The sequence below is a fragment of the Deltaproteobacteria bacterium genome, from assembly GCA_016709225.1.
Lineage (GTDB): Bacteria > Myxococcota_A > Polyangia > Nannocystales > Nannocystaceae > Xiheibacterium > Xiheibacterium phototrophicum.
The window spans coordinates 2,884,322-2,909,959 of sequence record JADJEE010000012.1 but is presented as its reverse complement, the minus strand read 5'-3'; the positions used below and the strand labels follow the sequence as shown (position 1 = coordinate 2,909,959).

The following is a 25,638-nucleotide window of genomic DNA, read 5'->3' as shown; positions in this document are numbered from 1 at the left end:
CCAAGCACATGGACCGTTGGATGTTGGAACGTGGACTGGCTGGCGTGATGGTGGCGTGGGTGACGGCGTGCTCGCTCGCCTCGGAGCCGATCGGCAACGAGCACGGGAGCATGGATGGCAGTGGCGGTGGCAGTGGCAGCGGTGGCAGTACGACCGCGGGCGGTTCGTCGGGGTCGGGCACGTCGATGGGCCCGAGCACCAGCGGCAACGACACCAGCGGCGGCGGCGATGCGTGCCTCGCGGTGGCCGGGGGCGAGAGCTGCGAGACCCCCGGCGCGCAGTGCAGCTACGGCGACGACTGCGGATCATGGCTCTACGAATGCCAGGGCGGCGCGTGGGTGCAGATCGACGGCAGCGGCTGCGGCGGGACGCCGATCGCGTGCGAGGAAGGACCAGCGGACGGCGACGACTGCGACTTCGAGCTCAGCCCCGAGCCCTGCGACCCCGACGGCGATTGCCTCGATGTGCTCGAGTGCGAGGGCTACACCTGGGTTGCCCACGCGCTGTGCACCGAGCAGTACTGCATGCAGGCCGCGCCGCTATCGGACAAGCCGTGCGACGACCCCGACCGCTGGTGCGGCGTACCGACCGACTGCGGCACGCGCAACTTCGTCTGCACCGACGATCGCTGGAACTTCGTCGGCGGAGGGATCTGCACCGACCCCGTGGCGTGCGCCGACGCGCCGGTGCCCAACGACGCATGCGCGCAGGACGGGGAGATCTGCGACTCCGCGTTCCCGGGCGGCGCGACGCTGACGTGCATCGACGGCAAGTGGGACTGACGGCACCAGCCACACCGCAACCAATACCGAGGGCAACGCGATCAGGTCGGTCGGGTCACGCACGCACTCGACCTCGAAGCGCGGCGGCGTGGGCGAGCCGGCGAGCCACGCCTGCACCGCCGCGCCCGGCCACTGCAGCAGACCCCAGGCGACGGCGTAGGCGTGGTTGGCCGGCGGCCATGTCTTCACCATCGCGAAGCAAAGCGCCGTGAGGCCCGCGACGAGCCCGGCGAGGCGTCGGTCGCAGCTGCGCCGGCACCACGGCTCGATCAACGCCAGCAGCAGCAAGGGAAAGCACACCAGCCCCGCGAAGTCCGACAGCTTGCCGGTGACGACGCCCGGCCACACCCACTTGAGCAGGTGGTCGTTGACGATCAACACGGCGATCGCGAGCAGCGACAGCGGGTGTGCCAGCGGTGAGCGACCCATGGCCGTTGGCTCACTCCACCTCGGTGATCTGCAGTGCACCCTCGTGCTGCGGCTCGCGATCGCGACGGTTGCGCTGGACGTCGGAGATCGAGACGCTCGCGCGCCACGCCAGCGACGCCACGTCCGCCGGCTGCTCCCACCGGTGCCGCACCACGACGGTGCGACGGCAGGGCTCATCGGCCGGGCAACCGGCGAGATCGATGGTCCCGCCGCGGTCGATCACGACCGGCGCGCCCGGACGCACCACGACGTCGAAGCGACCGCTGTCATCCTCGTACCACTTGGCGCCCTCGACCTCGAGATGCAGCACCGAGCTCGCCGCGGGATCGCTGCTGTCCCACAGCAACTCGCCCCGCAGTCTCAGGTGCAGCGGTAGCTCGCGCGCGACGATCTCGGGCGACACCGTCACCACGAACATCCGCTGACCGAGCGGCGTGGCCTCGGACAGCTGCGAGGGCGCGACCGCGAGCTCGGGGGACTCGACCGACCAGCGACGCGGGCTGGTCGCGATCGATGCGAAGAGCGCCAGCGCGACCGCAACCAACTCGAGCACGCGCCGGGGCCGAGGCATGCCCACCGAACGCCGGCGCCGCCGCGCGGGCTTACACCGGCCCGACCTGCGCGCGGAACAATCGCTCCAGCGCGGCGGCGGGGTCGTCGGCGACCCCGGCGTGCACCGCCGAGGTCTGGATCATCGCGCTGCGCGGCGCCACCAGCCAGTGGAAGCGCTCACCGCGGGGCAGCGCGGCGATCGGCCCGGCCCCGCGCTCGCCGCGGCACACCGCCACGAACGCCTGCATGTGTCGCTCCACCATCGCGCACGACAGCCTCGGCGCCAGTGCGGCCAGCCGTGCGCCATCGAGCTCGACACGGCAGTCGAGGAACGCGGCCTCGGGGCTGTGCAGCACCACGCCGACGTTGATGAACTCCTCGCGATCGATCCGCGGCACCACGCGAATCGTCGCGGCCTCAAACACCCGCGCGGGCACGCACTGCCTCCTCGACGAATGCCGCAGCCTGGTCGCGGCGCGCTCGCAGCATCGCGAGATAGGCCGCCCGCCGCGCGTCGACGTCATCGGATGCCAGCCACGCCGCGGGCACTGCCCGCACCGCGGCCTCGAGCACCGCGTCGTCGATCGCGGCCACGAGCCACGCGCCGGCGGCCGCGAGATCACCGGCCTGCGGCAGCAGCACGTGGTCCTTCACCCGCTCGAAGCGCCGCGCGGGGCGATCGAGCGCGCCGTCCCAGCCGTGGTGCCAGTAGAGCGCCGCCCCGTGATCGATGAGCCACAGCTGCTCCTGCGCCCACAGCAGGTTGGGATTGCGCGCGGTCCGGTCGACGTTCATCACGTAGGCATCGAATGCCACGATACGCGCAGCCAGGTCGTCGTCGACCGGTGTGCGCGCGGCAGCGTCGTAGCCGATCGCGCCCGCGATCCAGCCCAGCCCGAAGTTGCTGCCGACGCTGGCGCGCAGCAGCTCGGCGATCTCCGGATCACGCTCGGTACGGCCGAGCTCGTCGCCGAGCTCGAGGATCGCGAGCTGCGGCACCGGCAGCGCCAGCGCACGTGCCAGCACCCCGACGATGACCTCCGCCACCAACGCGGTGGCACCCTGCCCCGCACCGCGCCACTTGGCGACGAACAGATCGCCGCCGTCGACCTCGATCAACGCCGGCAGCGAGCCGCCCTCGCGCAGCGGATGCACGTATCGAGTGGCGCGGACGCTCCGCAGACCGCCGGCATCGATGTCGCTCACGCCCGCCCGATCATCGCCGATCGCGGCCTGCCGGTCACGCGGGCTCACGCCCCCCAACCACCGTCGACGTCGATGCTCTGGCCGGTGATGTACTGTGCGCCCGCGCCGAGCAGGAATGCGACCAGCGGCGCGATGTCGGCCGGCACGCCGACGCGCCCCAGCGGCACCGTGCGCGCGTAGGCCTCGAAGCCGTCGTCGCCGATCGCCGCGGTCATGTCGGTGCGCACGAGCCCGGGCGCGACGGTGTTGATGCGAATCTGTCGCGGACCCAGCTCGCGGGCCAGCGATCGCATCGCCCCCTCGAGCCCGGCCTTGGCGGCGGCGTAGTGGCTGCGCCCGATCACTCCGCGGCGCGCGAGGTTGCTGCCGAGCAGCACCACCGACGACGGTGATGCCAGCGCCTGCGCGCGCAGCAGCGCCCGCAACAACACCAACGGTGCGCGCAGATCGTCGTGCAGCATGCGATCGAGGGGATCGTGGGCGGCGCCTCCGGGCGCCGGGGTCGGCGCGTCGAACTCTGCGTGTACGGCGGTGCCGGCCGCCAACACGGCGCCACACAGCGCGGGGCCGTGCGCGAGATCCATCACCACGCGATGGACCTCGGCATCGTCGCCGAGATCGGCGCGAATGCAGCGCACGCGCTCGCCGAGCTCGGCGGCCAACGCCGCGGCGGCGGCCTCGTCGCGGCGATAGATCGCGATCACGCCGTGGCCGATGCCGACCAGCAAGCGCGCGATCTCGCGGCCGATGCCGCGGGTCGCACCGGTCACCAGCACCAGCTCGCTCACGGCGCGACCTCGTCGATCTCGTCGGCCGGGATGTACGGCGGCACGTCGCAACAGAACAGCGTCGCGCGGACGTCGGCCGGGTTGTCGTAGGCGTGGCGATGGTGCAGCGGCCACTCGCGCGGCGTCGACGGCACCACGGCGGCGCCGTCTTGCACGAGCTCGCCCTCGACCAGCCACTCGAGCTCGCGCATCACCTCGTGATGGTGCCGCGGGATGCGGCCGCGGGGATCGACATGCAACAGATACAGGCCGGCCTCGCGGGTCTCGAGCAAGACCTCGACCTCACCGAAGCGGGAGGCCTCGCTGCGACGGGGATAGTCCACCCGCGAGCGCGAGATCGTCACCGCGGCGCTGCGGCCGTGCGCGAGCGCCTGCGGCTTGATCAACGTGAGCTCGACCGCATCGATGCGCGGATGCACGCCGAGCAGCATCGCCGCCAGCTCCTCGGCCGCGTTCTCGAGCAGCTTGTAGCGGCGGAATCCGAGCATCGCCGCGATCTGCTCGTGCACCACGGCGTAGTCGACGGTGTCAGCGATGCGGCCGCTGCGACCGGCCTCGCCGAGGTCGAGCAGCAGCGACAAACCCACCTCGAGCGGCTGCGTGCGATCGCGCTCGGCGGGCAGGATGCCGATCACGCACTCGACGGTGAGGCCTTGGATCTCGATGCGATCGCGCGCCACGGGCGGCCAACATAGCACCGCCACCGCGCGCGGCCCTGACATCGATGTCAGGGGGTCTTCGGGCGCGCGCACGCCGGGTTGCCCGCGCCTCGGCGCGTGCTAGCGTCATCGTTGTCGCGTCGATGACGACTCCCCGCCGCGCCACGTGTGGCCGGCGGCTCGCGTCCGCCAAGCGGACGATCGATTCGAATCACGCGACGAGCCTTTCGTCCCACGCCCGCCTGGGCGTTCGACGCGAGGCACCTACGGAGTTCCCTTCGACATGATGAAGCCTACGCTTGCGGCCGCGCTATCCCTGGTCCTGACCGCGTGTGTGATCCTCGACAACGGCGATGACGCCGGCGACTCCGGTAGCAGCTCGGCCTCGGCTTCGAGCGCGACCACTGGCACCACCGCTGCCAGCACCGCTGGCACCACCGCAGCCACCACCGCAGCGGGTACCGACGCCAGCTCCGGCTCGTCGAGTGACAGCGCCGCCGACAGCGGCACCGCCGGGCCCGCGGGCTGCGGCTGGGGTGCCACCGGCGAGAAGACGGTGCCGATGGGCTATGTGTGCGGCGGCGAGGGCGAGGACCCCTCGGGGATGATCTCGAGCGCGTGTCCCGACGGCATCGACCTCGTCGAAGGCGGCGACTGCGGTGGCAACATGGGCATCACCGGCGTCGGCTGCTGCGATGGCACCGGCAACGTGTGGTTCTGCGCAGGCGAGGGCGACGCCGCGCAGCTGTACACGCAGGCCTGCTAGCGGCCGAAGACGCCCTGGTAGAGAAACTCATCGACGAACGCCTCGCCGATGCGGGCCACGCCCTCGAGCCGCCCGACGCGGCGGAAGCCATGTCGCTCGTACAGCGCGATCGCACGTTGGTTGTACGTGCGCACGGTGAAGCGGATGTTCCAGATCCCGAGCCGCGTCGCTTCGTCGATGCAGCGGCCCAGCAGCGCCGAGGCCAGGCCCATGCCTTGGTGGCTCTGCAGCACACCGAGCGCGAGCTGACCGCAGTGGCGCGACACCGGCACGTCGGTGGCGTTGAACAGCAGGTTTCCCACCACGCGGCCGTCGTCGAAGGCGCTGAGGAAGAAGTCGCGCTCGCAGGCGCCGAGCCGCTCGATGTCCTCGGCCTGATGCTCGACCGACGCACCGTCGTAGCTGTTCGCAGGCGCGTTGAGGTGGTCGGCGGACTCGTGCAGCAGCTCGCGCAGGAACGTCAGCATGATGCCGGCGTCGTCGCGTTGGGGCGATCGGAGCTCGATGGAGCGGCCCTCGGGGCCAGGCACACAGATGGCGGTGAGCTGCACGGTACTGGGGGCTAGCGTCGCACGATCACCGTCGTGCCGGGGCTGCCCGCGTGCGCGTGCACGCCATGCCAACCCTCCGGCAAGAACGGAGTGGTCCAGTAGAAGAGCCATCGGGCGGCGCTGGGCCCGAGGTTGACGCAGCCGTGGCTGCGCACGCGACCGAAGCCTTGGTGCCAGAACGCGCCGTGCAGCGCGTAGCTACCCTCGAAGAACATGGTCCACGGCACGTCCTGGATCGAGTAGTTGCCGTCGGACGCGGTGTTGCCGTCCATCGTGGTGGAGATGTGCTTGCTGCGGATGCGCCAGCGCCCGGTCGGCGTCTCGAACGGCTCCTCGGCGGTGCCCTTCTTGCCGGTCGACACCAGCGACGTGAACACCGGCGTCTCGCCCTCGTAGGCGACCAAGATCTGCTTGTCGAGGCTGACGTCGACCCATCGCTCCCACGGCTGCAAGCCCTTGGGCAAGGGCTGCGGCTCGGCGAGGCGCAGGTCGGCCTTGCGGATCAGGTGCCCGTCTGGCGTGCTCATGTAGGCGCGCCCGCCGATCTCGACCTCCTCGGAGAGATCCACGAAGGCACGCTTCTCGAGCGTGGCCGTGGTCTTGAGCTTGCCGTCGGGCTGCAGCTCGATGAGCTTGGTGGTCTCCGACATCACATAGCCGAACGGGAAGCTCGCGCCCTCCGAGAGCGGGTTGCCCTCGAAGTCCTTGGCGCCGAACTTGTACGCGTAGGCGACGTCGACGAAGCCGCCTCGGGCGGTGCGCCACCACGTGCGGCCCTCCTCGGTGATCTTGTCGACCACCGAGACGTAGAAGCCACGCTCGAGCCACGACTTCTCGGGCTTGAGCGGCAGCCGCGAGGCCGGGATCGTCGGCTCCGCCGGCGCGACGGGCTCGGCCTTGGGCTTGTCGCCGTCGGCCTTGTCGGCCTTGGGCTTGTCGCCGTCGGCCTTGTCGCCGTCCTGCTTCTTCGGCTTGGGCTGCTCCGCGTCGGGCTCGTCGTCGATCGAGGGCAGCGCGGCCGCGGCGTCGTCGGCAGGCTTCGCATCGCCGGCCGCGGGCGCCATGTCGGCGCCGCCAGCATCGCTCGGCTTGGGCTTGGGCTTGGCGGGCGCCGGCGGCGGGAGCCCCTTCTCGGCCGCCTCTGCAGCGAGACGCTCGGTCTCGCGGGTGACCCGCAGCTGCTCGGCAGCGGCGGCCTCGTCGGGCGTCGGCACGCGCCACCACATCGGCGAGTTCCAACGCTTCACGTAGGCGTAGTCGTAGGGCAGGCCTTGGTCGGTGCGCGGCGGCGGCGGTGCATTCTTCATCACCGGGTCGCGATCCGCATCGACGACGAGCCCCTTGTTGGCGCACGCGAAGCCGCCCTGCGGCAGCTGATGCCAGCCCTTGGTGCAGCCGGTGCCCTCGACCTTCGCGGTCACGCGGGTGCGCGCTCCGATGCGCAGGTAGCCGAGCTTCGGTGACTCGGGATCGGGGGTATCGTGGATCGCGACGACCTCGTAGCCGGCGATCGCGTACATCGTCAGCGCCTCGGGCTCGGGCGCGGGCTGCGAGGGCTTGATGACGCCGTAGTCCGCGGGCGCGACCGGGGGCGCCGGCTCCTCGGGCACGACCGCTTCGTCGGGGCGATCCTCGGCGGGCTCGGTGGGTGCCGCGTCCGCGAGCACGGGCGGCGCGACATCGGGTGCGGCGCTCGGGCGCTCACCGGCCGACGTGGGCTTGGCCGCGGACTCGTCGGCCGGAGCTCGCGCGCCGATCTCCGTGCGTCCGTTCGCATGCGCCTCGCCCTGGCGATCACACGCCAACAGCAACGACACTCCGATGGCCCCGTAGATCCTTCGCATGGCTCTCCCTGCAGGTGCTTAGCCCACGTACGGCCGCGTGGGAAGATTCCGGCAGCAAGCAGGCCATGACGGCGCCCTGCGACGCGATGACGACGCACTCGGCCTGCCACCGGAGCCCGTGAACGCCGCTGCGGGCGCGCGCATGTGATGCTTTGCACGCGCGGGAGACTACGGTGCCCGGGCCACGACCGACGCACGCCCACGCGCGCCCACGCGGTCGCGCAGCTCGAGCAGTCGCGCGCGAAGCGGCGCCACATCGGCCGACACGGTCGCCTGGGCACCGTCGATCCGGACGACTGCGGCCTCGGCGACCTCGCGGGCGCGGGCGCGCTGTCCCGCGAGCAACAACGCCTCGACGAGGGACACCGCCGCCTCCGCGCGCGGCAGCGGCCCCGCATCATCGGGCTCGAATGCCGCGCTCGCCTGCTCGAGGTGCGCGATCGCTTGCTCCGCCTCGCCGCGCGCGAGCGCGACCCGACCGAGCCCCAGCTCAGGCCATCCACGATCCATGTGATCGGGCCCGAGGATGCCGGCGGTCTGTCCCGCCGCGCGCTGGAACATCACCTCGGCCTGATCGTACTCGCCCATGTCGAAGAGCAAGAACCCGTAGGCGTGGGAGAGTGCAGGCGTCGCCGCGTCTTCGCGGTCGAGCGCGTCTTGGACGCGAAGGGCCTGATCCAAGAAGCGCTTGGCCTCCACCAGCCGTCCTCGGCTCCGCTCGATGAGGGAGAGATTCTCGAGGATCCCGCGCGCGTCGTAGTCCGCGCGCACGTGCTGCAGCACGTCCAGCGCCCGCATGTACTCGGCGTACGCCTCGTCGAGCCGGTTCGCCGAGAACGACGCCAGCCCACAGGCCTCGGCGATCTGTAGCTCGGCCTCTGGCGCCGGCGCACGCTGGGATTTCGCCGCGCGAAGCTGGTTGCAGAGCTCCACCGCGGCCTCGCCGTTGCCGAGCAACGACTCCATGTTGGCGAGCTGGACCATCGTGGCCACTGCTCGGTGGTCGAGCTCCGTGGTGAGCGCGCGTTGAATGTCCAGCGCCTCGCGCAGGGCGCGACGGACCTCGTCGTAGTTGCCGGCGCCGTCGTAGACCGAAGCGCGCAGATCGAGGGTCTGGACCACCCGCGGGTGCATGGGGCCGAAGGTGTCCCTCGCGACCTCGAGCGCGCGGTCGACGTGCCGCAGCGCCGCACCATAGTCTCCTCGGGCGCTCGCAACCCTGGCGCGCGCTTGCTCGGTCATCACCTCTCCTTCGCCGCCGAGCTCGGCGCTTCGCACGATGGCTTCGGCCTCGTCGAGCAGCGCGTCGGCGTCGGAGCGATGCATGCCGCGATGCACCATGGACTGCAGCACCAAGAGGCTCACGGATGCGGCGGCGTCCTCGGGCCAGCGCCGGATGTGCGAGCGCGCGAGATCGATCCAGCGATCGGTCTCGCTCAGATCGCGGCCGGAGTTGAACGAGAGCTGCGCCATCGTCGCTGCCGCGCGGACCACGAGCCGGTCCTCGCCGTGCGTGCGCGCGAGTTCGATGGCGTACTCGAGGTCCGCGGCCGCGTCGAGCTCGGCGCCCGCCATCGCGCGCGCACGGCCGCGGGTGGCGAACGCCTCGGCGATCAGATCTGCACGCTCGGTCTGGGCCGCGGCGCGCACGACCTCGTCGGCGAAGGGCAACACCGACGCCCGGCCGCCCGCAGCGATGCGTGCCTCGAGCGTGGCAAGCGACAGGCGCAACGTCGCGGCCTCGGGCGTATCGACCACCGCCGGCTCCGACACCGCGACCGCTTCGACCAGACAACCCGACGCGTCGTCGAGCGCGAGCGCATCGTCGATCAGCGACACGATGACAGACAGGTCGGCGCCCTCGACCTCGCGGTACAGTGCGTCGATCTCGTTGCGTGCGCGCGAGAGGCAATCGAGCCGGACCAGCTGGGCATCGCGCTCGGCCGAGCCCTGTTCGATCGTGGCCTCGCAGACGGTGTCACGGGTCGAGATCATGCCCTCGGCCTTGCCGCCGAGCGCAGCGGATAGACGCTGCCAGCTCTGCGTGAGCGGCTCCGAGTGCTGGGCCTCGACCGTCGCGGTCACGCGACGTCGGAGCTCGTCCCAGTGTTCGCGCGGATCTTCGTCGCACCGCGGATCGCGAGGCGCGGCGGCGGGCAAGAGCAGCCATGCGGCGACTCCCAAGCTCGCGAACAGACCCACGCCGAGGCTGCGCCACCGCGATGCGCCACCGCCACGCAGCGCTCGCGCGAGCGCGTTCATGTCCGCGAAGCGTTGCCTGGGATCGCGTGCGAGCCCGCGGCGCAGCACTGTATCGAGCCACTTGGGCACCGGCTCACCGCCGCGGGGCTCGGCGAGATCACCGGCCAGGATGTGCGCCATCGTCTCCTCGGCGCTCTCGCCCTGGAACGGCAGCTGCCCGTGCACGGCCTCGAACAACGACGCGCAGAACGAGAACTGATCGGCGAGGGCATCGACGCGGCTGTGACCGATCTGCTCCGGAGCGATGTAGGCCGGCGTGCCCACCGTGGTGCCCTCGCGCGTCTCGATCGAGCCCACGTCCACGTGCGCAGCGACGATCTCCACCGAGGTCTCGTCGTCGTCGCCACCGAACGCCGCGGCGAGCCCGAAATCGGCCACGCGGGCGCGACCATCGGCGCCCACGAGCACATTGTCGGGCTTGAAGTCGCGGTGCACGATGCCGACGCGGTGGGCCGCGGCGAGCCCCGCGGCGGCCTGGAGATACATGGCGACGATCGCAGTGATGTCACCACGGTGTTGCCGCGCCCACGCGCGCGCGTTGGGCCCGTCGACGTACTCCATCGCGACGTAGACCTGGCCGTCGTGGGCGCCGACCTCGAGCACCGTCACGACGTTGGGGTGGCTCAGCCGCGCGAGCGCGCGCGCCTCCTGCCGCAGTCGCGCGACCGAGGCGGTACGACCGTGGTGGACCTTGATCGCGACCCGACGCCCGAGCCGCTCGTCGGTGGCCGCGAACACGGTGCCCATGCCGCCCTTGCCCAGCACGCCCTCGATGCGATAGCGCTGCGCCAGCAGGGTTCCCGCCGCGAACACGTGATGCGCCGGTGGGGCCACCGACGGCGCCGCGGCGAGCTCGCGCATCAGCGTGTCGGCGAACTCGGTCGACGTCGCGTCGAGCTGCGACGGCGTGGGCTCGGGCGTGGGTGTGACTTCGTGGACCATCCGCGTCGAGCTGGGAAGCTAGCCCTGCGAGCTGTCGAGGCCGCGAAACCACTGCGCGACCGTGGGCTCCTGGCCCGCGCCCTGCAGCCGCTCGATGGCTTCCTTCATCTCCTCGAGCTTGTTGCCGTTGCCATCGAGCACGATGAAGACAGGGTACGAGTCTGCGGGCTCGTACCAGCGCTTGCGCAGCGCCCCGAACTCGTCCATGCGCGTGGCCGCCTCCCAGTCTTCTTCCTTGAGCTCGAAGATGCGGACGTGGCCGATGTCGGCCGCGGGATGGGTGTTGCCGAGCTCGAGCTCGAGCTTGCGGCAGGGCTCGCACCAATCGGCCGAGAACAGCACCGCGGTCTGCTTGCCCTCGGCGGTGGCCTGCGTGAACAAGCGATCGAACATCTGCGCCAGCGGCTCTTCGTTGCGTGGCCGCAGCCGGCGCAGATCGTAGCCGACCTTCTCGGGCGTCGAGGCCGACGCGGCCGCGATGGTCTTGCCGTCGTCGGCCTTGGGCGCTGGGCCGCAGCTCAGCACTGCAAACAATGCGATCGGTGTGATTGTGATCCGATGCTTCATGGCGTCACCTCGGGCGCTGCTGCGCGGGCGTCGAGCTCACCGGCGAGGTCCTCGCCCATCAGGCGCTGCACCTCGGCGTGGTTGTGCCCCATCGCGAGCAGACAGTAGAGCTTGGTGAGCGCAGCCTCGGGCGTCATGTCGTGGCCCGAGACCACGCCCGCAGCGGTGAGCTTGCGGCCGCCCGCGTAGGCCTCCTGCCGAACGATGCCGCCGTGGCACTGCGAGCAGTTCACGATCACCGTCGGCGGATCCCGACGGGTGGCGGCGTGGATCGGCGCCATCAGGTCGTGCTCGCGCGACGATGGGAACGTGCCCGCGCCGTAGGTCTCGAGCACCAGGCCCTCGAGCGGCGCGCACAGCATGCCCTCGATCACCGCCGGGCGGATGCCGGGGAACACGCGCAGGGTCGCGACCTGCGGCTCGCGCACCAGCTCGACCTGCGACGGCAAGCCCTCACCGGGCGCGCGCAGCAGGTGCCCGTGCACCGTGATGCCGACGCCCACGGTTGCCAGCGGCGGCAGGTTGCCGCTGCCGAACGCGACGAAGTCGCTGTTGTGGATCTTCTGCGCGCGATTGCCCCGCAGCAGCCGCGACGCGAAGTAGATGCACACCTCCGGGATCGCCTGCGTGCCGGCGATGATGAGCGAGGTGATGATGTGCTCGCGGCCATCGCTGCGCACGTGCTCGAGGCTGAGCTGCGAGCCCGTCATCACCACCGGCTTGCGCAGACCGGTCAGCAGGAAGCTCAGCGCCGACGCGGTGTGGACCATGGTGTCGGTGCCGTGCAGGACCACGAAGCCGTCGAACTCGTGGTCGCGCTCGACGATCGCCTGGGCGATGCGGACCCAGTCGCGCGGACCCATGTCGGCGCTGTCGAGCAGGGGATCGAGCCGCTCGACGTGGTGCAGCGGCACGTCCGATCCACGCAGCTCGGGCATCGCGTCGAGGTAGCGCTCGAGCACGCCCGGCATGGGCTCGAGCCCGTTGGCGGTGCGCGTCATGCCGATGGTGCCGCCGACGTGCAGCACACACACCCGCGCCCGTCCCCTGCGTGCGCCTGCGCTCGTCCCCGAAACGACCATCAACGGCTCCGATGCCCCAGCTTGGCTTTCGCGCTGTTCGAGCGCCGACGACGCTAGCACACCGGGGCGCGTGGCGAAAACGCGATTGCCGGGGCACCATGTCGATGCTCTCGTCCTTCCGCCATGGGCCGTCGACGCGTCGTCATCACCGGCATGGGCCTCGTCAGTCCCATCGGCAGCTCCGTCACGGAGGTGGCCACGGCCCTGCGCACGCACGCCCACGGCATCGTCTCCGTGGATGCATGGGCCCGTTGGGGCGTGCGCACGGCGCTCGCCGGCGCGGTCGCGGATCCCGCGCTGCCGAACTTCGGACGCAAGCAGCTGCGCGCCACCGGCAAGGTCGCACGCCTGGCGATCGCGGCGACCGAGGCCGCAATCGCCGACGCCGGGCTGACGAGCGCGCAGGTCCAGGGACCCGAGTGCGCGCTGCTGTTCGGCTCGACCGACGGCTCGACCGGCGCCGCCGAGGAGTACTACCGGCGCCTGTACACCACCGAGCGCTTCGAAGGTCTGCTGAGCTCGGCGTACCTGCGCTTCATGAGCCACACCTGCGCCGCCAACCTCGCGCAAGCGTTCGGCATCACCGGGCGCGTGGTGCCGATCTGCAGCGCGTGCACGAGCGCCAGTCAGTCGATCGGCGAGGGCTTCATGGCGGTCGCCCATGGCCGCGAAGAGATCGCGATCTGCGGCGGCGCCGAGGAGCTGCACGTGACGGTCGCGGGGGTCTTCGATCTCATGCTCGCCGCGTCGACCGGCCGTGCCGACACCCATCCGCGTCCGTTCGATCGCGATCGCGACGGCATGGTCGTCGCCGAGGGTGCGGGCACGCTCGTGCTCGAGAGCTGGGAGCACGCCCAGGCCCGCGGCGCGCGGGTATGGGCCGAGATCCTCGGCTATGGCAGCAACTGCGACGGCGCCCACCTGACCTCGCCGTCGCCCGACGGCATGGCCCGCGCGATGCGAGCCGCGCTGCGCGACGCGGGCGTGGGCGCCGACACGCTCGACTACGTCAACGCCCACGCGACCGGCACCGAGGTCGGCGACATCGCCGAGAGTCAGGCGATGGTCGAGGCGCTCGGCGATCGCGTGCCGGTGTCGTCGACCAAGGGTCACACCGGCCACACCCTGGGCGGCTGCGGTGCGATCGAGTCGGTGTTCACGATCGCGATGATGCACGGTGGCTTCATCGCGCCGACGCGAAACCTCGAGCACGTCGATCCGCGCTGCGCTCCACTCGCCTACGTGCGCGGCGAGCTGCGCGAGGCGACCATCCGACGTGCGATGAACAACAACTTTGCCTTCGGCGGCATCAACACGTCACTGGTGTTCGCGCAGGTCTGACACGATGCCTCGACCGATCCGCATCGTGCTGGTGGGCCTGTGCTACGTCGCGTTCGGCGGCTTCGGGGCCATCCTGGCCGCGTTCGTGCTGCCGCTGGCGCTGCTGGGCGTGCGCGAGCCGGCCGCTCGCATCGCCGCCGCGCAGGCGCTGCTGCACCGCTGGTCGCGGCGCTACTTCCGGTTCATGCATGCGCTCGGCATCGTGCGGCCGACCTATCCGCCGTGCCCCGAGCTGCTGGCCGATGGCGGCGGCGTGGTCGTGGTGGCGAACCATCCCAGCCTGCTCGACGTGGTGTTCATCATGGCCGCGCTGCCCCGCATCACCTACGTCGCCAAGCAAGCCTGGATGGGTGCGCCGATCATCGGTCGCATGCTGCGAGCGTGCGGCCACATCGCGGCGCCAGTCGGCAAGGACCCCGCCGATGGTGCGATCGCGCTGGAGCGCATGATCGCCGCGCTCGTGGACAACCGCGCGCTGCTGGTGTTCCCCGAGGGCACTCGCTCACCCCGCTTGGGCATGCACGAGTTCCGACGCGGAGCCTTCGAGGCAGCCGCACGCGCAGGCGTGCCGATCCTGCCCTGCGCCATTCGGGTCGATCCGCCGATGCTCCGCAAGCACCAGCCCTGGTACGACGTCGCCGAGCGACCGATCGACTTCGCGATGCAGGTGCTGCCGACGATCGAACCCTCCGAGCTCGGCGATGGCAGCCGCGTGATGGCGAAGCGCGTGCACGATGCCATCGCCGCCGCGGTCGGAGTACTGCCCGAGCGACCCGAGCCCGCCACCGCGGCGAGTCCACCATGAGCGAGCACGACGAGTCTGCGCGGCTGGCCCGTCGTCACCATCGCCTCGGCTGGGGTGCGCTGTTGGTGTTCGCCTGCAGCGGCATGGTGCTGGAGACGCTGCTGGGATTTCGCGTGCCGTGGTTCGTCGACGTCGATGTCGAGACCCGCCGCACGATGTTCCGCCTCGCCCACGCCCACGGCGCGCTGCTGGGCATGATGAACGCGGTGTTGGCCGCGTCGCTGCGCTCGGGCGGTGCGCTCGGGCTGTTGCACGCGCGTCGCAGCTCGGCGCTGTTGGTGTTCGGCACCGTCGCGATCCCAATGGGCTTCGTGCTCGGTGGGGTGTGGTTCTACGACGGCGATCCCGGGCTCGGCGTGGTCTTGGTGCCAACCGGCGGGCTCGCGCTGGTCGCCGGCTTGTTCGACGTCGCGCGCGGGTGAGCGCGCGCGCGACGGACCGGTGCCGTCGCGTCACCGCTGCAACGAGTTCGGGCGCGGGCCGTCCTATCCCCTCGCATGGATGCGGCGACGGGACCCCGTGAGCGAGCGCATGGTGCCGACGACAGGGGTGCACCGGAGCTGGCCGCTCGCCCTCGGGCCCTGGCGCTCGCTGCACCGGGTGCTCCGATGGCGTGGTCCTGGATGCGGTGGGCGCTGGTCTTCGCGGTGGTGTGCTGTGCGTTGCTGCTGGTGCCGCTGGTCATCGTGCACCGGCGGATCCGCGCCCACGGCCGCGATCGCGTGGGTTCGACGCGCGGCGGCGGTGCCCTGCGAGCGGCGAGCTGAGCTCGCCCGCCGGGCCCGCGACGGCACCGTGATCTGCTCGGCTTGTCGACCGCAGGGGCGCTCTGGTATCTCGGGTCCCCATGACCGCGGGATCCCCCGGTGCGCCCCACCTCCAGCTCGGACACCCGCCCGACCTGGAGCTCGAGCAGGAGCTGAAGACGCTCATCGTCGAGGCGCTGATGCTGGAGGACCGCACCGCGGCCGAGATCGACGCCAACGCGCCGTTGTTCGGCGACGGCGGGCTCGGCCTCGATTCCATCGACGTGCTCGAGCTGGCGATGGCGCTCCACCGACGCTTCGGCGTCAAGACCAAGGGCGACGACGAACGCAACCGAGAGATCTTCGGGAGCGTACGCAGCCTGGCCGCGTTCGTGGCGGCCGAACGCGAGGCGAATCCCACGTGAGCGATCAGCAGATCTTCGCCGATGTCCGCGCCATGATGGCCGAAGTCTTCGAGCTCGCACCCGAGCGCATCACCCTGGAGTCGAGGCTGTACGAAGACCTCGAGCTCGACAGCATCGATGCACTCGACATGGTGGTGAAGCTGCAGGAGATCATCCACCGCCGCGTCGAGGAGCAGGAGCTGCGTGGGCTCGCGACCGTGGCCGACGTGGTCGCGATGGTCGCCGGCGCCCAACAGGCCGCGGCGACCGACACCCCGACACCCGAGCGGGGCACGGGCACCCTGCGGTGACGGCGTCGGCATTGCGCGTCTGCGCGGTGATTCCGACCTACGACAATCCCAGGACCATCGCCGCCGTCGTCGAAGGTGTGCGCGCCGTCGTCGACGAGGTCATCGTGGTCGACGACGGCAGCGCGGCCGCGGGCCGACGCGAGGTCGAGCGACTGCACGCGAGCGGACTCGTGCACGCGGTGTTCCGCCCGCACAACGGCGGCAAGGGGGCCGCGGTGAAGGACGGCCTGCGCGAGGCCTTCGCCCGCGGCTTCAGCCACGCGCTCCAGGTCGACGCCGACGGCCAGCACACGCTCGCAGATGCACCGCGCCTGCTCGCGGCCGCGCGCGAACAGCCCGACGCGCTGGTGCTCGGCGCGCCGATCTACGACGCCACCGCGCCGCGCAGCCGCCTCATCGGTCGTCGCATCACACAGTTCTGGACGAACCTCGAGGTCGGGCGCGGCATCATTGACGACCCGATGTGCGGCTTCCGAGTCTATCCGCTCGCCGCTGCCACGGCGGTGGACGTGCCGGCCAACCGCATGGACTTCGACATCGAGATCGCGGTTCGCATGGTGTGGTGGGGCACGAAAGTGGTGAACGTGCCGACCGCCGTGCGCTACGTCAGCGCCGACGACGGCGGCGTCTCGCACTTTCGCATGTGGGGCGACAACCTGCGCATCAGCTGGATGCACACGCGACTCGTGCAGCGCAAGGTGTTCGGGCGCCTGTTCGGGCCGCTGTTGCGGCTGCTGGGGTGGTCGTGGAACGGCCGCAGGTAGCCTCGGACGCCGCGCCCGAGGGCGCGTGGCTGCAGGAGGCCGAGCGCGGCACCGATCTCGGCGTCGCGGCGCTGCTGCTCGCCTATCGCTGGTTCGGACGGCCCTTTGCCGCCGTGATCCTGCGGCTGGTCGCGAGCTGGTACGCGATCGCGTCGCCCTCGGTGCGACGCAACTCGCTGGGCTACCTGCGGCGGTTGTGGCCCGAGGCCGGCACCCGCGAGGTCGTGCGCCACATCGTCACGTTCGCCCAGTGCGCGTTCGATCGGGTGTTGTTCGCGGCCGGTGAGCGCTCGGCGTTCCGCATCGAGCGTCACGGCTACCAGCACCTGCAGCGACAGGCCCGCTCGGGCCGCGGCGCGCTGTTGCTGGGTGCCCACGTCGGCAGCTTCGAGGCCATGCGTGCGATGGCCGGCGCCGAGCGCTTCGTGATCCGGCCGTTGGTCCACTTCGCCAACGCGCGCCGCATCACCAAGATGCTGCGCACCGTCGCGCCGGGCTTCGACGCCGGCGTCATCGAGATCGATCCGGCGGCGCCCCACTGGATCCTGCGCGTGCAGGAGTGCATCGATCGCGGCGAGTTCATCGCGATCCTCGGCGACCGCACCGGCCTGTCGGAGGGCACCGCGCCGGTGTCGTTGCTCGGCGGCACCGCGTTGCTGCCGACCGGCCCGTACACCCTCGCCGCGGTGCTGCGCTGCCCGGTGTACCTCACCTTCGGCCTCTACCACGCGCCCAACACCTACGCGCTGTACTGCGAGCCCTTTGCGACGCGCATCGAGCTGCCGCGAGGTGATCGCGCGGCCGCGGCGGCACGGCTCGCGCAGCGCTACGCCGATCGGCTCGAGTTCTACCTGCGACGCGCGCCCTACTGCTGGTTCAACTTCTTCGCGATGTGGCAGTGAGCGCGGCCGCGCGGCGTCAGCGGGTACCGAGCGGGCCGGCGAGGTGGCCCAGCTGGACGGTCGCACGGTCGCGCATGATGACGAACGGCCGGTCGTCGAAGCCGAAGCCACCGCGACCGTCGTGCTCGATGATCTGCAGCGTGCCCATGCCGAAGCCCATCGGTCCGCGGGCGTAGTAGTGGGCCTGGAAGCGATACGGGAAGGCGTTGGGCGCCCCCGGGATCGCGAAGCACTCGGGGCCGTAGCCGGTCGTGACATCGGCGAAGAGCTCGCCGCCGCTCACGAGCCTCGGCGACTGGAACGATGCTTCTTCGCCGTTGGCATCGACGATGTGGAAGTCGACGTCGTTGCTGTCGGTCTCCCAGCTCATCACGAAGCGCAGCGATGGTTCGGTGGCGAGCTTCGCTCCGACCTCACGCAGTCGCGCGTGGATGTCGTCGGCCTGCTCGGGGTCGTGGCGCAGGAGCGCAGCGGCGAGGAGCCCCGCGTCCTCCTGCAGCACCCGGACGACACCGCGGAAGCGCTCCTCCGGATAGCTGCGGGAGAGGGCGCCGAGGATGGTCTCGAACGCGAGATCGGGCCTCTCGGCGCGGAGATAGGCCCACGCGAGGTGGCGGTGACTGTTGGGATGATCCGGTCGCTGTCGCAGCGCCTGCGCGTAGGTGTCGAGCGCCAGTTCGTGCGCCGAGGCATCGGCGAGACGGTCGAGGCGATTGCCGACGAAGCGGCGCATGTCTGCACGCGAAGGATAGAGATCGATGAGCGACCCGTAGACGCGTGCGGCTTCGACGAGGCGGCCGAGTCGCTCGAGCGACTCGCCGAGCGCCACGATCGCGAGGGTGTCGCCCGGCGCCTCGTCGAGCCAGCGCTGTGCTGCGCGCAGCGCCTCGGCATCGCGACCATCGTCGACCAACGCCATGATCTCGGCCATGCGGCCCTCGTACGGTCCCCCTTGCGAGGACGCCGGCGCCGGCGGTGCGGGCGGCGGCTGGCGCCGCACCACCTCCGGGACGACGCGCGGCCGAGCGTCGTCGTCGTCGCTGGGTCGACCCATGCGGCCCTCCTCGCCGCGATGCCGGCTCGACCCGCCTCCGTCACCGCTGCCCACCACCGAGAGTCCAATCGTGGACGCACCGTCGCCACCACCACCGCGGCCGGTGCCCACCAGCCCGAGGCCACCCAGACCGTACGACTCGCCGACCTCCGCGCCCTCGAGGTTCCCCCACAGGTCGCCGTCGTCGGGCGGAAGTATCGATTTCGGCGCGGGCGTTGCGTCCCGTGCTGGCAACCGCGAGGGGATACGCTTGCCGAGCTCCACGCCATGGGCACCGACCTGCAGGATGTCGGTGAGCGCACGGCGATCGAGATGGAAGCGCTCGTAGTCCGCCTCGGTCTCGAGCACCAACAGCGCCGTGAAGTCGCTGAGCACGCGGTGCTTGGTCGACAGCCCGACGATGCGCTCCTCCAGCCGTGCGCGCGCAGCTGCGTCCGCGGCATCGAGGGCCGAGCGCTGCACCGTCAAGGCTTCGATCTGCGCGCCCACGAGCGCGCGCTGGATCAGCGGTCGCTCGACCTCCGTGAGCTCGGGTGCGACCTCGATCGCGGTGTCGCCTTCGATGAGCACCCGCATCGCCTGCGCGGGCGCGAGATCGGCGTAGACGAGGAACTCGTCGCCCGGCTGCGCGCCCCGTACGGTCTGCGGCCACGAGAAGTCGGCACCCGGCACGGTGACCGTGAGATCGGGCAGCGTCGCGGCGCCGAGTCGCTGCGCCAGCGCGGCCGCATCATCGCCGGAGTCGAGCACCACACCGCGGTGCTCCAGCACGCCCGTCGTCAGTGACTGCAATACCGCGCGGTCCTGCAGGCCGCCATCGACCAGCGCGTCGATGCGCTCCACCCCGGCCACGCCCAGCTCTCGCACCGCCGCCTGCAGTCCGTCGAGCTCGACGCCACCGGCGGTGGCGATGCCGTCGCTGACCAGCAAGACCCGCGACTCGGGTCCACGGGCCGCGACCCGCCGCAACGCACGGCGAAGATCGGAGGCTCCGAGCGCGCGTCGGCTGTACAGACGATCGAGCACCGGCGCGCCGAACTGCGCGGGCGGCCCTTCGAAGACCACCGCGGCATCCTGATCGAACGCGATCACCTGCAGCGACCGCGTGCCCTGCTCGCCCAGTCGCGCGACCAGGGCCCCCAGCCGTCGCACCGCCGTCGCGTAGCCGAGGCTGCGCGAGGCGCTGGTGTCGAAGAGAATCGTGAGCGCCGAGATGGGCTCGGCCAGCACCTCGCCCTGCGCACGCACACGCGCGACCGCGAGCCCGCCGTGCCGCAAGCCCGACACCGACGCGCCCGCGGTGCCGCGCAGTGTGAAGTCCTCCGGGGCCGCACCACCGCGCCGACGCACGAGGTAGCGTCGGCGTTGGCCGACCGACTCCACCGCCGTCACCTGAGCGTCGGCGTGGGCATCTTGGCCCGCGAGCACGTCGAGCTCCAGGTGATCGAGGGCGGGCAGACCCGACAGCGGCAGCCGGTAGGCCGCGCGGGAATCGGGCAGCGCCTGCGACCACGCGATGATGAGCGACTTGCGTGCATGGGCGGCGATCGGAAACACCCGCGCGCTGAAGCGATTGCCGGCCTGGTTCTCCAGCAGCGCGGGATCCTGCTTGCGATGCAGGAAATCTTCGTAGGCCACGCGCGCGGCCTGCCGCTCGACGACCTCGCCCTCCTGCCACTCACCGCCGATGAGCATCGCGAACCGCGAGATCGCGCTGCCCTCGGGCAGGTCGATCGTGAACTGGCCCTCGATCGTGCGCGCGGCGGGGTTGTCGAATTCGAGGTGCAGCTCGGTGAACGCCAGCGGGCCTTCGACCACGGCGCGGGCCCGCAACGACACCAGGCGCAGCCCCGTGCCATCGCTCGCCGTCAACGACAGCGGTGCGGGCGGTCGCGAGGCCTCCGCCGCGGGCAGGCTGCGTCGGGCCAGCTGGCTGTCGTCGGGCAGGATGGCCCGCACCGGGTCGGCGAGCGGATCGAGCGCGGCGCCCGGCGCCCGGGCCGGCGGATCGGGCTCCGCCGACAGCGGCGGATCGCCCGCGCGCGCGCAGGCGCCCAGACCCAACATCACGAGCACCGCACACGTGGTTCGATGGCTTCGCTGCACGATGTCGGGGCTGGACAGAGCCCGTCGAGCAAAGTTCCGCGGCCCTCGTCGGAACAAGAAACCGCCCGCACGAGCATCCGCCGGGCGCCTACCCCCGGGTCGAGGGCGCGGCGGTCAGCTCGAGCAGCTCGATGGCCGCACCATCGCGCATCAGCACGAACGGCTGCTCGACGAAGTGGAGCTTGCCGGCGCCATCGTGCTCGATGATCTCGAGCTTGCCCATGCCGTAGCCCATCGGGCCGCGCGCAAAGTAGTGGGCCTCGATGCGATACGGGAACGCCGTGGCGTTGCCCGGCACCACGAACGATTCCGGGCCGAAGCCGGTCGTGACATCGCCATGCAGCTGGCCACCGCTGGCGAGCTCGGGGTGGCCGAAGAACGCATGCTCGCGCGCGCCGTCATAGACGTGCAGATCGACGTCGTTGTTGTCGGTCTCCCACACCAGGACGAAACGCAGCGAGCGTCGATGATCGATGCTCGCGTGGTGCTCACCCACGGCACGCGCGATGCTCGGCTCGCGGGCAGGATCGATCGCCAACCACACCGCGGCGATGAGGCCGAGGTCCTCGCGCAGGGTGGACTCGATCTCGGCCAGGCGCTCGCCCGGGTAGCTGCGGTCGAGCCCGGCGAGGATCGCCGCGAACGCCTCCTCGTGCCGCCCCGCCCGCAGCAGCGCGTACGCCAGCGCCCGATGCCCGCTGGCATGATCGGGTCGCTGTGCGACCGCCTTCGCGTAGGTGTCGATCGCGAGCGCGAGCCCCTCGGTATCGAGGCGGTCGAGACGCTCGCCGGCCATGCGCCGCAGGTCGGCGCGCCCCGGGAAGAGATCGATGATCGAGCCGTACGCCCGCGCCGCGCCGGACCTGTCGCCGCGGGCCTCGAGCACCTCGCCGAGGGCAATCACCGCGAGCACGTCGCCGGGCGCACGCGATCGCCACGCCCGTGCCGACTCGAGCGCCGCGTCGCGATCACCGGCCCGCAGCAGCCCCATGATCGCGGCGAACTCACCGTCGTGGGGATCGAGCCGCGGCAGCACCGCGTCGCTCGCGAGCTCCTCGGTGTCGGCCGGCGGCGGTGGGGGATCGGTCTGGGGCGCGTCCGTGACGATCGGCGGCGAACGCCCCGGCATCTGCGGGCGCGTCGTCGCGCCCTTGTCCTCCGGGCGTCGCGATGGCGGTGCGTGCTTGCCAGGCTTGCGCGGTGGATCGCGATCGCCGGCCTTCGGACCCGGTGACTCCGGCACCGGCGAACCCGGCGCGATCGGCCCGGGCACGATCGGCCCGGGCACGATCGGCCCGGGCACGATCGGCCCGGGCACGGTCGGCTCGATCGCGGGTCGCGGTGGCGCGTCGTCGCTGCGGACGTCGGGGATGCCACCTGATGGCGTGGGCGTGGGATCGGCCGCGCGCGTCGGTGGCTCGGGCGCTTCGGGCTCGGGCTCGGGCTCGTCGTCCGCGGTGACCGGCAGCCCACCGCGGGCGATCAGCTCGATGCCGGTGGGCCCGACCGTCAACACGTCGGCGAGCGCAGTGGGGTCGAGCCCGTAGCGGGCGTAGGCGGCTGCGTCGGCGAGCACCAACATCGCGGTGGCATCGGTCACCACGCGGTGGCCCGTCGACAACGCGACGACTTCGCGCTGCAGCGCCTCGATCCGCGTCGGGTCGGCGTCCTCGCCGAGCGCGGCGAGCTCGGCCAGCTCGGCCAGGCGCGCCTCCAGCTTCACCGCCGCGTGGGCGCGTGCCAGCAGCGGCCGCGGCACGGTCGCAACCGCAAGCGCGGCCTCGATCACACCGACGTCACCGACGCGGACCTCGAACGCGCGATCTCGCGGGAGCTGAGCCCACACCAGCAGCGCGTCGCCGGCCTGCATGCCATCGACGCGGTGGGGCCAGAACCACGACGCACCCGGGACGTCGAGCTCGAGGCCCGAGGCGGTCGCGCGCTCGAGCCGATCGACCAGGTGCCCGGGGCTCACCCGCGCGTCGAGCACGACGCCATCACGGTGCAGCTCGCCGCGCGTCAGCGCCTCCAGCAACCCACGATCCTGCACGCCGCCGTCGATGAGCGCGTCGAAGCGCTCGATGCCGTGCGCGCGCGCTGCCTCGCCGAGCGCCGCAACGGCCGCGGCGCGCGAGGTGGCCCCGGCCGTGAACACGCCGTCGCCGACGTACAGCACCCGCGACGCGCGTCCGACGGCCGCCAACCCGATCGCGAGATCGCTGGCGCCGAGCGGTCCGCGTGCGCGCAGACGTTCGAGCGCGTCGGGGCCGAACTCCGCCGCAGGTCCGGCGAAGATCGATGCCGCCGCTTGGTCGAACGCGATCACGTCGACGTGGGCGTCGGGGCGTCGGCGCGCGAGCTCGGCCAGCACCGCAGCCAGCCGCGACAGCTGGCCCTCGAAGTCGAGCGCACGCGAGGCGCTGGTGTCGAACAGGATCGCGAGCTCGCGCAGCGGTTCGTCCGTGGGCGTCAACGCAGGCACCACACGCGCGACCACGAGATCGTCGGCGCGCAGCATCGGGGCCGGCAGCGCATCGGTGCGCAGCTCGAGGTCGAGCGCAGGCGTGTAGTCGCGCTCGTGTAGCTCGACCCGCTGCAGCAGCGCCGCGTCGCGCTCGTCGGGGCGCCGCACCAGCACGTCGACGTCGAGCCGGTCGAGCCTGGGCAATCCACACACCGGCAGCACGTAGGGCTCGGCAGTCGAGGCCAGCGCCTGCGACCACCCCACCACGATCTGCTGCCGCGCCCCGGCCTCGATGGGGAACACGCGCGCCTCGAAGCGATTGCCGCCACCGCCCTCGAGCAGCGCCGGTCGCTCGCCGCGATGCAGGCTGTCCTCGTACGCCTGCTGCGCACGTGCACGCTCGACGACCTCGCCCTCGCGCCACGCGTTGCCGTGCGCGACCGCGAAGCGGCTGAGCGCGACCCCCGGCGGCAGCACGATGGCGAAGCGGCCCTCGAGCACGCGCGCCTCGGGGTTGTCGAAGCCGAGCTTCAGCTCCGTGTACGCCAGCGGCCCTTCGATCACCGCGTGGGCATCGAGCTCCGCCAAGCGCAGGCCTGCACCGTCGCTGCTGGTCAGCGAGATCGGGCCCAGGTCGGGACACGCATTCGGACGCACCCACGCGAGGGCGACCTCGGGGGGCGCCGGGCGGATCTCTTGCCGCGTCGGTGTGCCGACGGCCGCGACGACGGGCGGCGGTTCGTGCGGGTCGGCGACACTCGCGGTCGCGGACACGGGTGGATCCTCGGCGCGGCCGCACGCAACCGAGAGGACCAGCAGCCACGCGGGGGACCGTCGCACGTCGTCGATTAACGCACGGCTCGACTGGGGCCGCTGCACCGAGCGCTGGATCGCGTCGAAACGACGCGCCGACGCCAATCAGCGCCGTCGTGGAGGCCGCACGATCCTCGTCGTCGTGGCATAGCCACACCATGGCACGCTCGATGTTCGCGCTCGTACTCCTCGCGGCCGCGGTCGGCTGCGGTCACAGCATTCGACCCGGCGAGGCCGGCCTCAAGTACCGCGCCCTGCGAAACCCTGCCTTCCGCGACGATGTACTGGGGCCCGGCTACTACCCGCTGTGGGCGTGGAACAAGCTCGTGATCTACGACGTGACCTCGCAGCACTCCGAGGAGGTCATCCACGGTCTCACGGCCGACAACCTCCACGTGCCGGTCACCGTCACCGTCACCTACCACGCCCGCGCGCCCGAGCTGTACAAGCTCCACACCGAGGTCGGCCACGACTTCTACCAGAAGCGCATCGGCCCCGCGCTCATCACGTTGGTCCGCGCCGAGTTCTCGCACCACCTGCACAACAACCTCGCGACCGAGAGCCCGGTCATCGAGCAGAAGGTCCGCGAAGAGCTGCAGAAGATCGCCAGCCAGATCCACGTCGACATCGACCAGATCGCGATCCGCCACATCGACTACGACGACACCGTGACGCAGGCGATCTCGCGCAAGATCGCGACCCGTCAGCAGTCGGAGCAGAAGAAGTACGAGGTCGACATCGCCGCACGCGACGCCGACATCGCACGCACCAGCGCCCAGGGCCGCGCCGACGCCACCCGCATCGAGGCCGAGGGCGAGGCCCAGGCGATCGTGCTGCGGGGCAAGGCCCAGGCGGAGGCGCAGGACGCCATCCAAGCCACACTGACGCCGCGCTACCTGCAGCTCAAGGCGTTCGACAGCCGCGACTCGAACTACTTCTTCGTGCCCACCGACAAGGCCGGCATCCCGATCATCGTCGATGCCGGCGGCGCCAAGGCCCGCCGCTGACCACCCGTGGTGAAGCTCCGTGGTGCGAGAGTCAGCGCCCGCGCGCGCGCGCGCACGATGCTATGGTCACCCCCGCGTTGGCCCCGCGTCTGCACCCCACCGTCGTCGAGAGCTCGGTGCCGTTCTTCGATTGCGACCCACTCGGGGTGGTCTGGCACGGCAACTACCTCAAGTACATGGACGTTGCGCGCACGGCGATGCTCTCGCCGCTCGGCCTCGACGGTGAGGAGTTGGTCGCGACCGGCCATCGCATGTACGTCACCGACGTGCGCTGCCGGCACGTGGCGCCGCTGCGGTTCCGCGATCGCGTGCGCACGACCGCGTGGCTGCGCGAGTGGGAGCAACGGCTGTACATCGCCTACGACGTGCACAACCTGACGACCGCGCGCCAGGCCGCCCGCGCGCACACGGTGCTCGTGGTCACCGATGCCGCGGGCAAGCTGCTCTTCGACGTGCCGGCAATCCTGCGCGAGCGCCTGGGCGTCTAGCGA

24 protein-coding genes are annotated in these 25,638 nt (G+C 71.5%); 12 read left to right on the top strand and 12 right to left on the bottom strand.

What is annotated here, in order from left to right; translation table 11 throughout:
* Positions 1–20 precede the first annotated feature (20 nt).
* Positions 21–782, top strand: coding sequence for a hypothetical protein (locus tag IPH07_37090; GenBank protein ID MBK6923063.1), 762 nt, complete (start codon positions 21–23; stop codon positions 780–782).
* 439 nt (positions 783–1,221) lie between these two features.
* On the opposite strand, the gene IPH07_37085 is transcribed toward IPH07_37090, so the two are convergent.
* The 5 genes from IPH07_37085 to IPH07_37065 form a co-directional block, all read right to left on the bottom strand.
* Entirely contained in the window at positions 1,222–1,782 is a 561-nt protein-coding gene (locus tag IPH07_37085; GenBank protein MBK6923062.1) for a hypothetical protein, read from the bottom strand.
* Between the two features lie 31 nt (positions 1,783–1,813).
* A complete protein-coding gene (locus tag IPH07_37080; GenBank protein MBK6923061.1) occupies positions 1,814–2,287 on the bottom strand; it encodes a DUF3037 domain-containing protein in 474 nt (157 codons plus the stop codon).
* Positions 2,181–2,945, bottom strand: coding sequence for an aminotransferase class I and II (locus IPH07_37075; protein ID MBK6923060.1), 765 nt, complete (start codon positions 2,943–2,945; stop codon positions 2,181–2,183). Before IPH07_37075 ends, IPH07_37080 begins: the two co-directional genes overlap by 107 nt.
* Positions 2,946–3,013: 68 nt before the next feature.
* Positions 3,014–3,757: an SDR family oxidoreductase gene (locus IPH07_37070; protein MBK6923059.1), complete on the bottom strand. Its 744-nt coding sequence runs from the start codon at positions 3,755–3,757 to the stop codon at positions 3,014–3,016.
* Positions 3,754–4,437, bottom strand: coding sequence for a dihydroneopterin aldolase (locus tag IPH07_37065; GenBank protein ID MBK6923058.1), 684 nt, complete (start codon positions 4,435–4,437; stop codon positions 3,754–3,756). The genes IPH07_37070 and IPH07_37065 overlap by 4 nt, the downstream gene beginning before the upstream one ends.
* A gap of 262 nt (positions 4,438–4,699) precedes the next feature.
* Here IPH07_37065 and IPH07_37060 point away from each other — a divergent pair, with 262 nt between their 5' ends.
* The gene (locus IPH07_37060) at positions 4,700–5,182 is read left to right on the top strand and encodes a hypothetical protein (GenBank protein MBK6923057.1); all 483 of its coding nucleotides are present in this window, start codon (positions 4,700–4,702) and stop codon (positions 5,180–5,182) included.
* Here IPH07_37060 and IPH07_37055 read toward each other — a convergent pair.
* The 5 genes from IPH07_37055 to IPH07_37035 all read right to left on the bottom strand — a co-directional run bounded on the left by IPH07_37055 (position 5,179) and on the right by IPH07_37035 (position 12,382).
* Positions 5,179–5,733 (bottom strand): GNAT family N-acetyltransferase, encoded by a 555-nt coding sequence (locus IPH07_37055; protein ID MBK6923056.1) that lies wholly within the window; start codon positions 5,731–5,733, stop codon positions 5,179–5,181. The genes IPH07_37060 and IPH07_37055 overlap by 4 nt on opposite strands.
* A gap of 11 nt (positions 5,734–5,744) precedes the next feature.
* Positions 5,745–7,577: a L,D-transpeptidase gene (locus IPH07_37050; protein ID MBK6923055.1), complete on the bottom strand. Its 1,833-nt coding sequence runs from the start codon at positions 7,575–7,577 to the stop codon at positions 5,745–5,747.
* A gap of 168 nt (positions 7,578–7,745) precedes the next feature.
* Positions 7,746–10,781 carry a protein kinase gene (locus tag IPH07_37045; GenBank protein MBK6923054.1) on the bottom strand — a complete coding sequence of 1,012 codons (3,036 nt, stop codon included), beginning with the start codon at positions 10,779–10,781 and terminating at the stop codon, positions 7,746–7,748.
* A gap of 18 nt (positions 10,782–10,799) precedes the next feature.
* On the bottom strand, positions 10,800–11,348 hold the full coding sequence (locus tag IPH07_37040) for a thioredoxin family protein (GenBank protein MBK6923053.1): 549 nt from the start codon (positions 11,346–11,348) through the stop codon (positions 10,800–10,802).
* Entirely contained in the window at positions 11,345–12,382 is a 1,038-nt protein-coding gene (locus tag IPH07_37035) for an asparaginase (protein ID MBK6923052.1), read from the bottom strand. The genes IPH07_37040 and IPH07_37035 overlap by 4 nt, the downstream gene beginning before the upstream one ends.
* Before the next feature lie 171 nt (positions 12,383–12,553).
* On the opposite strand from IPH07_37035, the gene IPH07_37030 reads away from it, so the two are divergent.
* The 8 genes from IPH07_37030 (at position 12,554) to IPH07_36995 (ending at position 17,703) form a co-directional block, all read left to right on the top strand.
* Positions 12,554–13,771 carry a beta-ketoacyl-ACP synthase gene (locus IPH07_37030; protein MBK6923051.1) on the top strand — a complete coding sequence of 406 codons (1,218 nt, stop codon included), beginning with the start codon at positions 12,554–12,556 and terminating at the stop codon, positions 13,769–13,771.
* Positions 13,772–13,775: 4 nt separating this feature from the next.
* A complete protein-coding gene (locus IPH07_37025) occupies positions 13,776–14,576 on the top strand; it encodes a 1-acyl-sn-glycerol-3-phosphate acyltransferase (GenBank protein MBK6923050.1) in 801 nt (266 codons plus the stop codon).
* The gene (locus IPH07_37020) at positions 14,573–14,998 is read left to right on the top strand and encodes a hypothetical protein (GenBank protein MBK6923049.1); all 426 of its coding nucleotides are present in this window, start codon (positions 14,573–14,575) and stop codon (positions 14,996–14,998) included. The genes IPH07_37025 and IPH07_37020 overlap by 4 nt, the downstream gene beginning before the upstream one ends.
* Positions 14,999–15,184: 186 nt before the next feature.
* Positions 15,185–15,343, top strand: a complete 159-nt coding sequence (locus IPH07_37015; GenBank protein MBK6923048.1) for a hypothetical protein — start codon at positions 15,185–15,187, stop codon at positions 15,341–15,343.
* 80 nt (positions 15,344–15,423) lie between these two features.
* The gene (locus tag IPH07_37010) at positions 15,424–15,747 is read left to right on the top strand and encodes an acyl carrier protein (protein MBK6923047.1); all 324 of its coding nucleotides are present in this window, start codon (positions 15,424–15,426) and stop codon (positions 15,745–15,747) included.
* Positions 15,744–16,037 carry an acyl carrier protein gene (locus tag IPH07_37005; GenBank protein ID MBK6923046.1) on the top strand — a complete coding sequence of 98 codons (294 nt, stop codon included), beginning with the start codon at positions 15,744–15,746 and terminating at the stop codon, positions 16,035–16,037. The genes IPH07_37010 and IPH07_37005 overlap by 4 nt, the downstream gene beginning before the upstream one ends.
* Positions 16,038–16,048: 11 nt before the next feature.
* Complete coding sequence (locus IPH07_37000; GenBank protein MBK6923045.1) at positions 16,049–16,801, top strand: glycosyltransferase family 2 protein; 753 nt, start codon at positions 16,049–16,051, stop codon at positions 16,799–16,801.
* Positions 16,783–17,703, top strand: a complete 921-nt coding sequence (locus IPH07_36995; GenBank protein ID MBK6923044.1) for a lipid A biosynthesis acyltransferase — start codon at positions 16,783–16,785, stop codon at positions 17,701–17,703. The genes IPH07_37000 and IPH07_36995 overlap by 19 nt, the downstream gene beginning before the upstream one ends.
* A 16-nt stretch (positions 17,704–17,719) precedes the next feature.
* On the opposite strand, the gene IPH07_36990 is transcribed toward IPH07_36995, so the two are convergent.
* The gene (locus tag IPH07_36990; protein MBK6923043.1) at positions 17,720–20,833 is read right to left on the bottom strand and encodes a hypothetical protein; all 3,114 of its coding nucleotides are present in this window, start codon (positions 20,831–20,833) and stop codon (positions 17,720–17,722) included.
* Between the two features lie 118 nt (positions 20,834–20,951).
* Positions 20,952–24,245 carry a hypothetical protein gene (locus IPH07_36985; protein ID MBK6923042.1) on the bottom strand — a complete coding sequence of 1,098 codons (3,294 nt, stop codon included), beginning with the start codon at positions 24,243–24,245 and terminating at the stop codon, positions 20,952–20,954.
* A 53-nt stretch (positions 24,246–24,298) separates the two neighbouring features.
* On the opposite strand from IPH07_36985, the gene IPH07_36980 reads away from it, so the two are divergent.
* The gene (locus IPH07_36980) at positions 24,299–25,147 is read left to right on the top strand and encodes a hypothetical protein (GenBank protein MBK6923041.1); all 849 of its coding nucleotides are present in this window, start codon (positions 24,299–24,301) and stop codon (positions 25,145–25,147) included.
* Between the two features lie 77 nt (positions 25,148–25,224).
* Complete coding sequence (locus IPH07_36975; GenBank protein ID MBK6923040.1) at positions 25,225–25,635, top strand: acyl-CoA thioesterase; 411 nt, start codon at positions 25,225–25,227, stop codon at positions 25,633–25,635.
* The last annotated feature ends 3 nt before the right edge of the window (positions 25,636–25,638 follow it).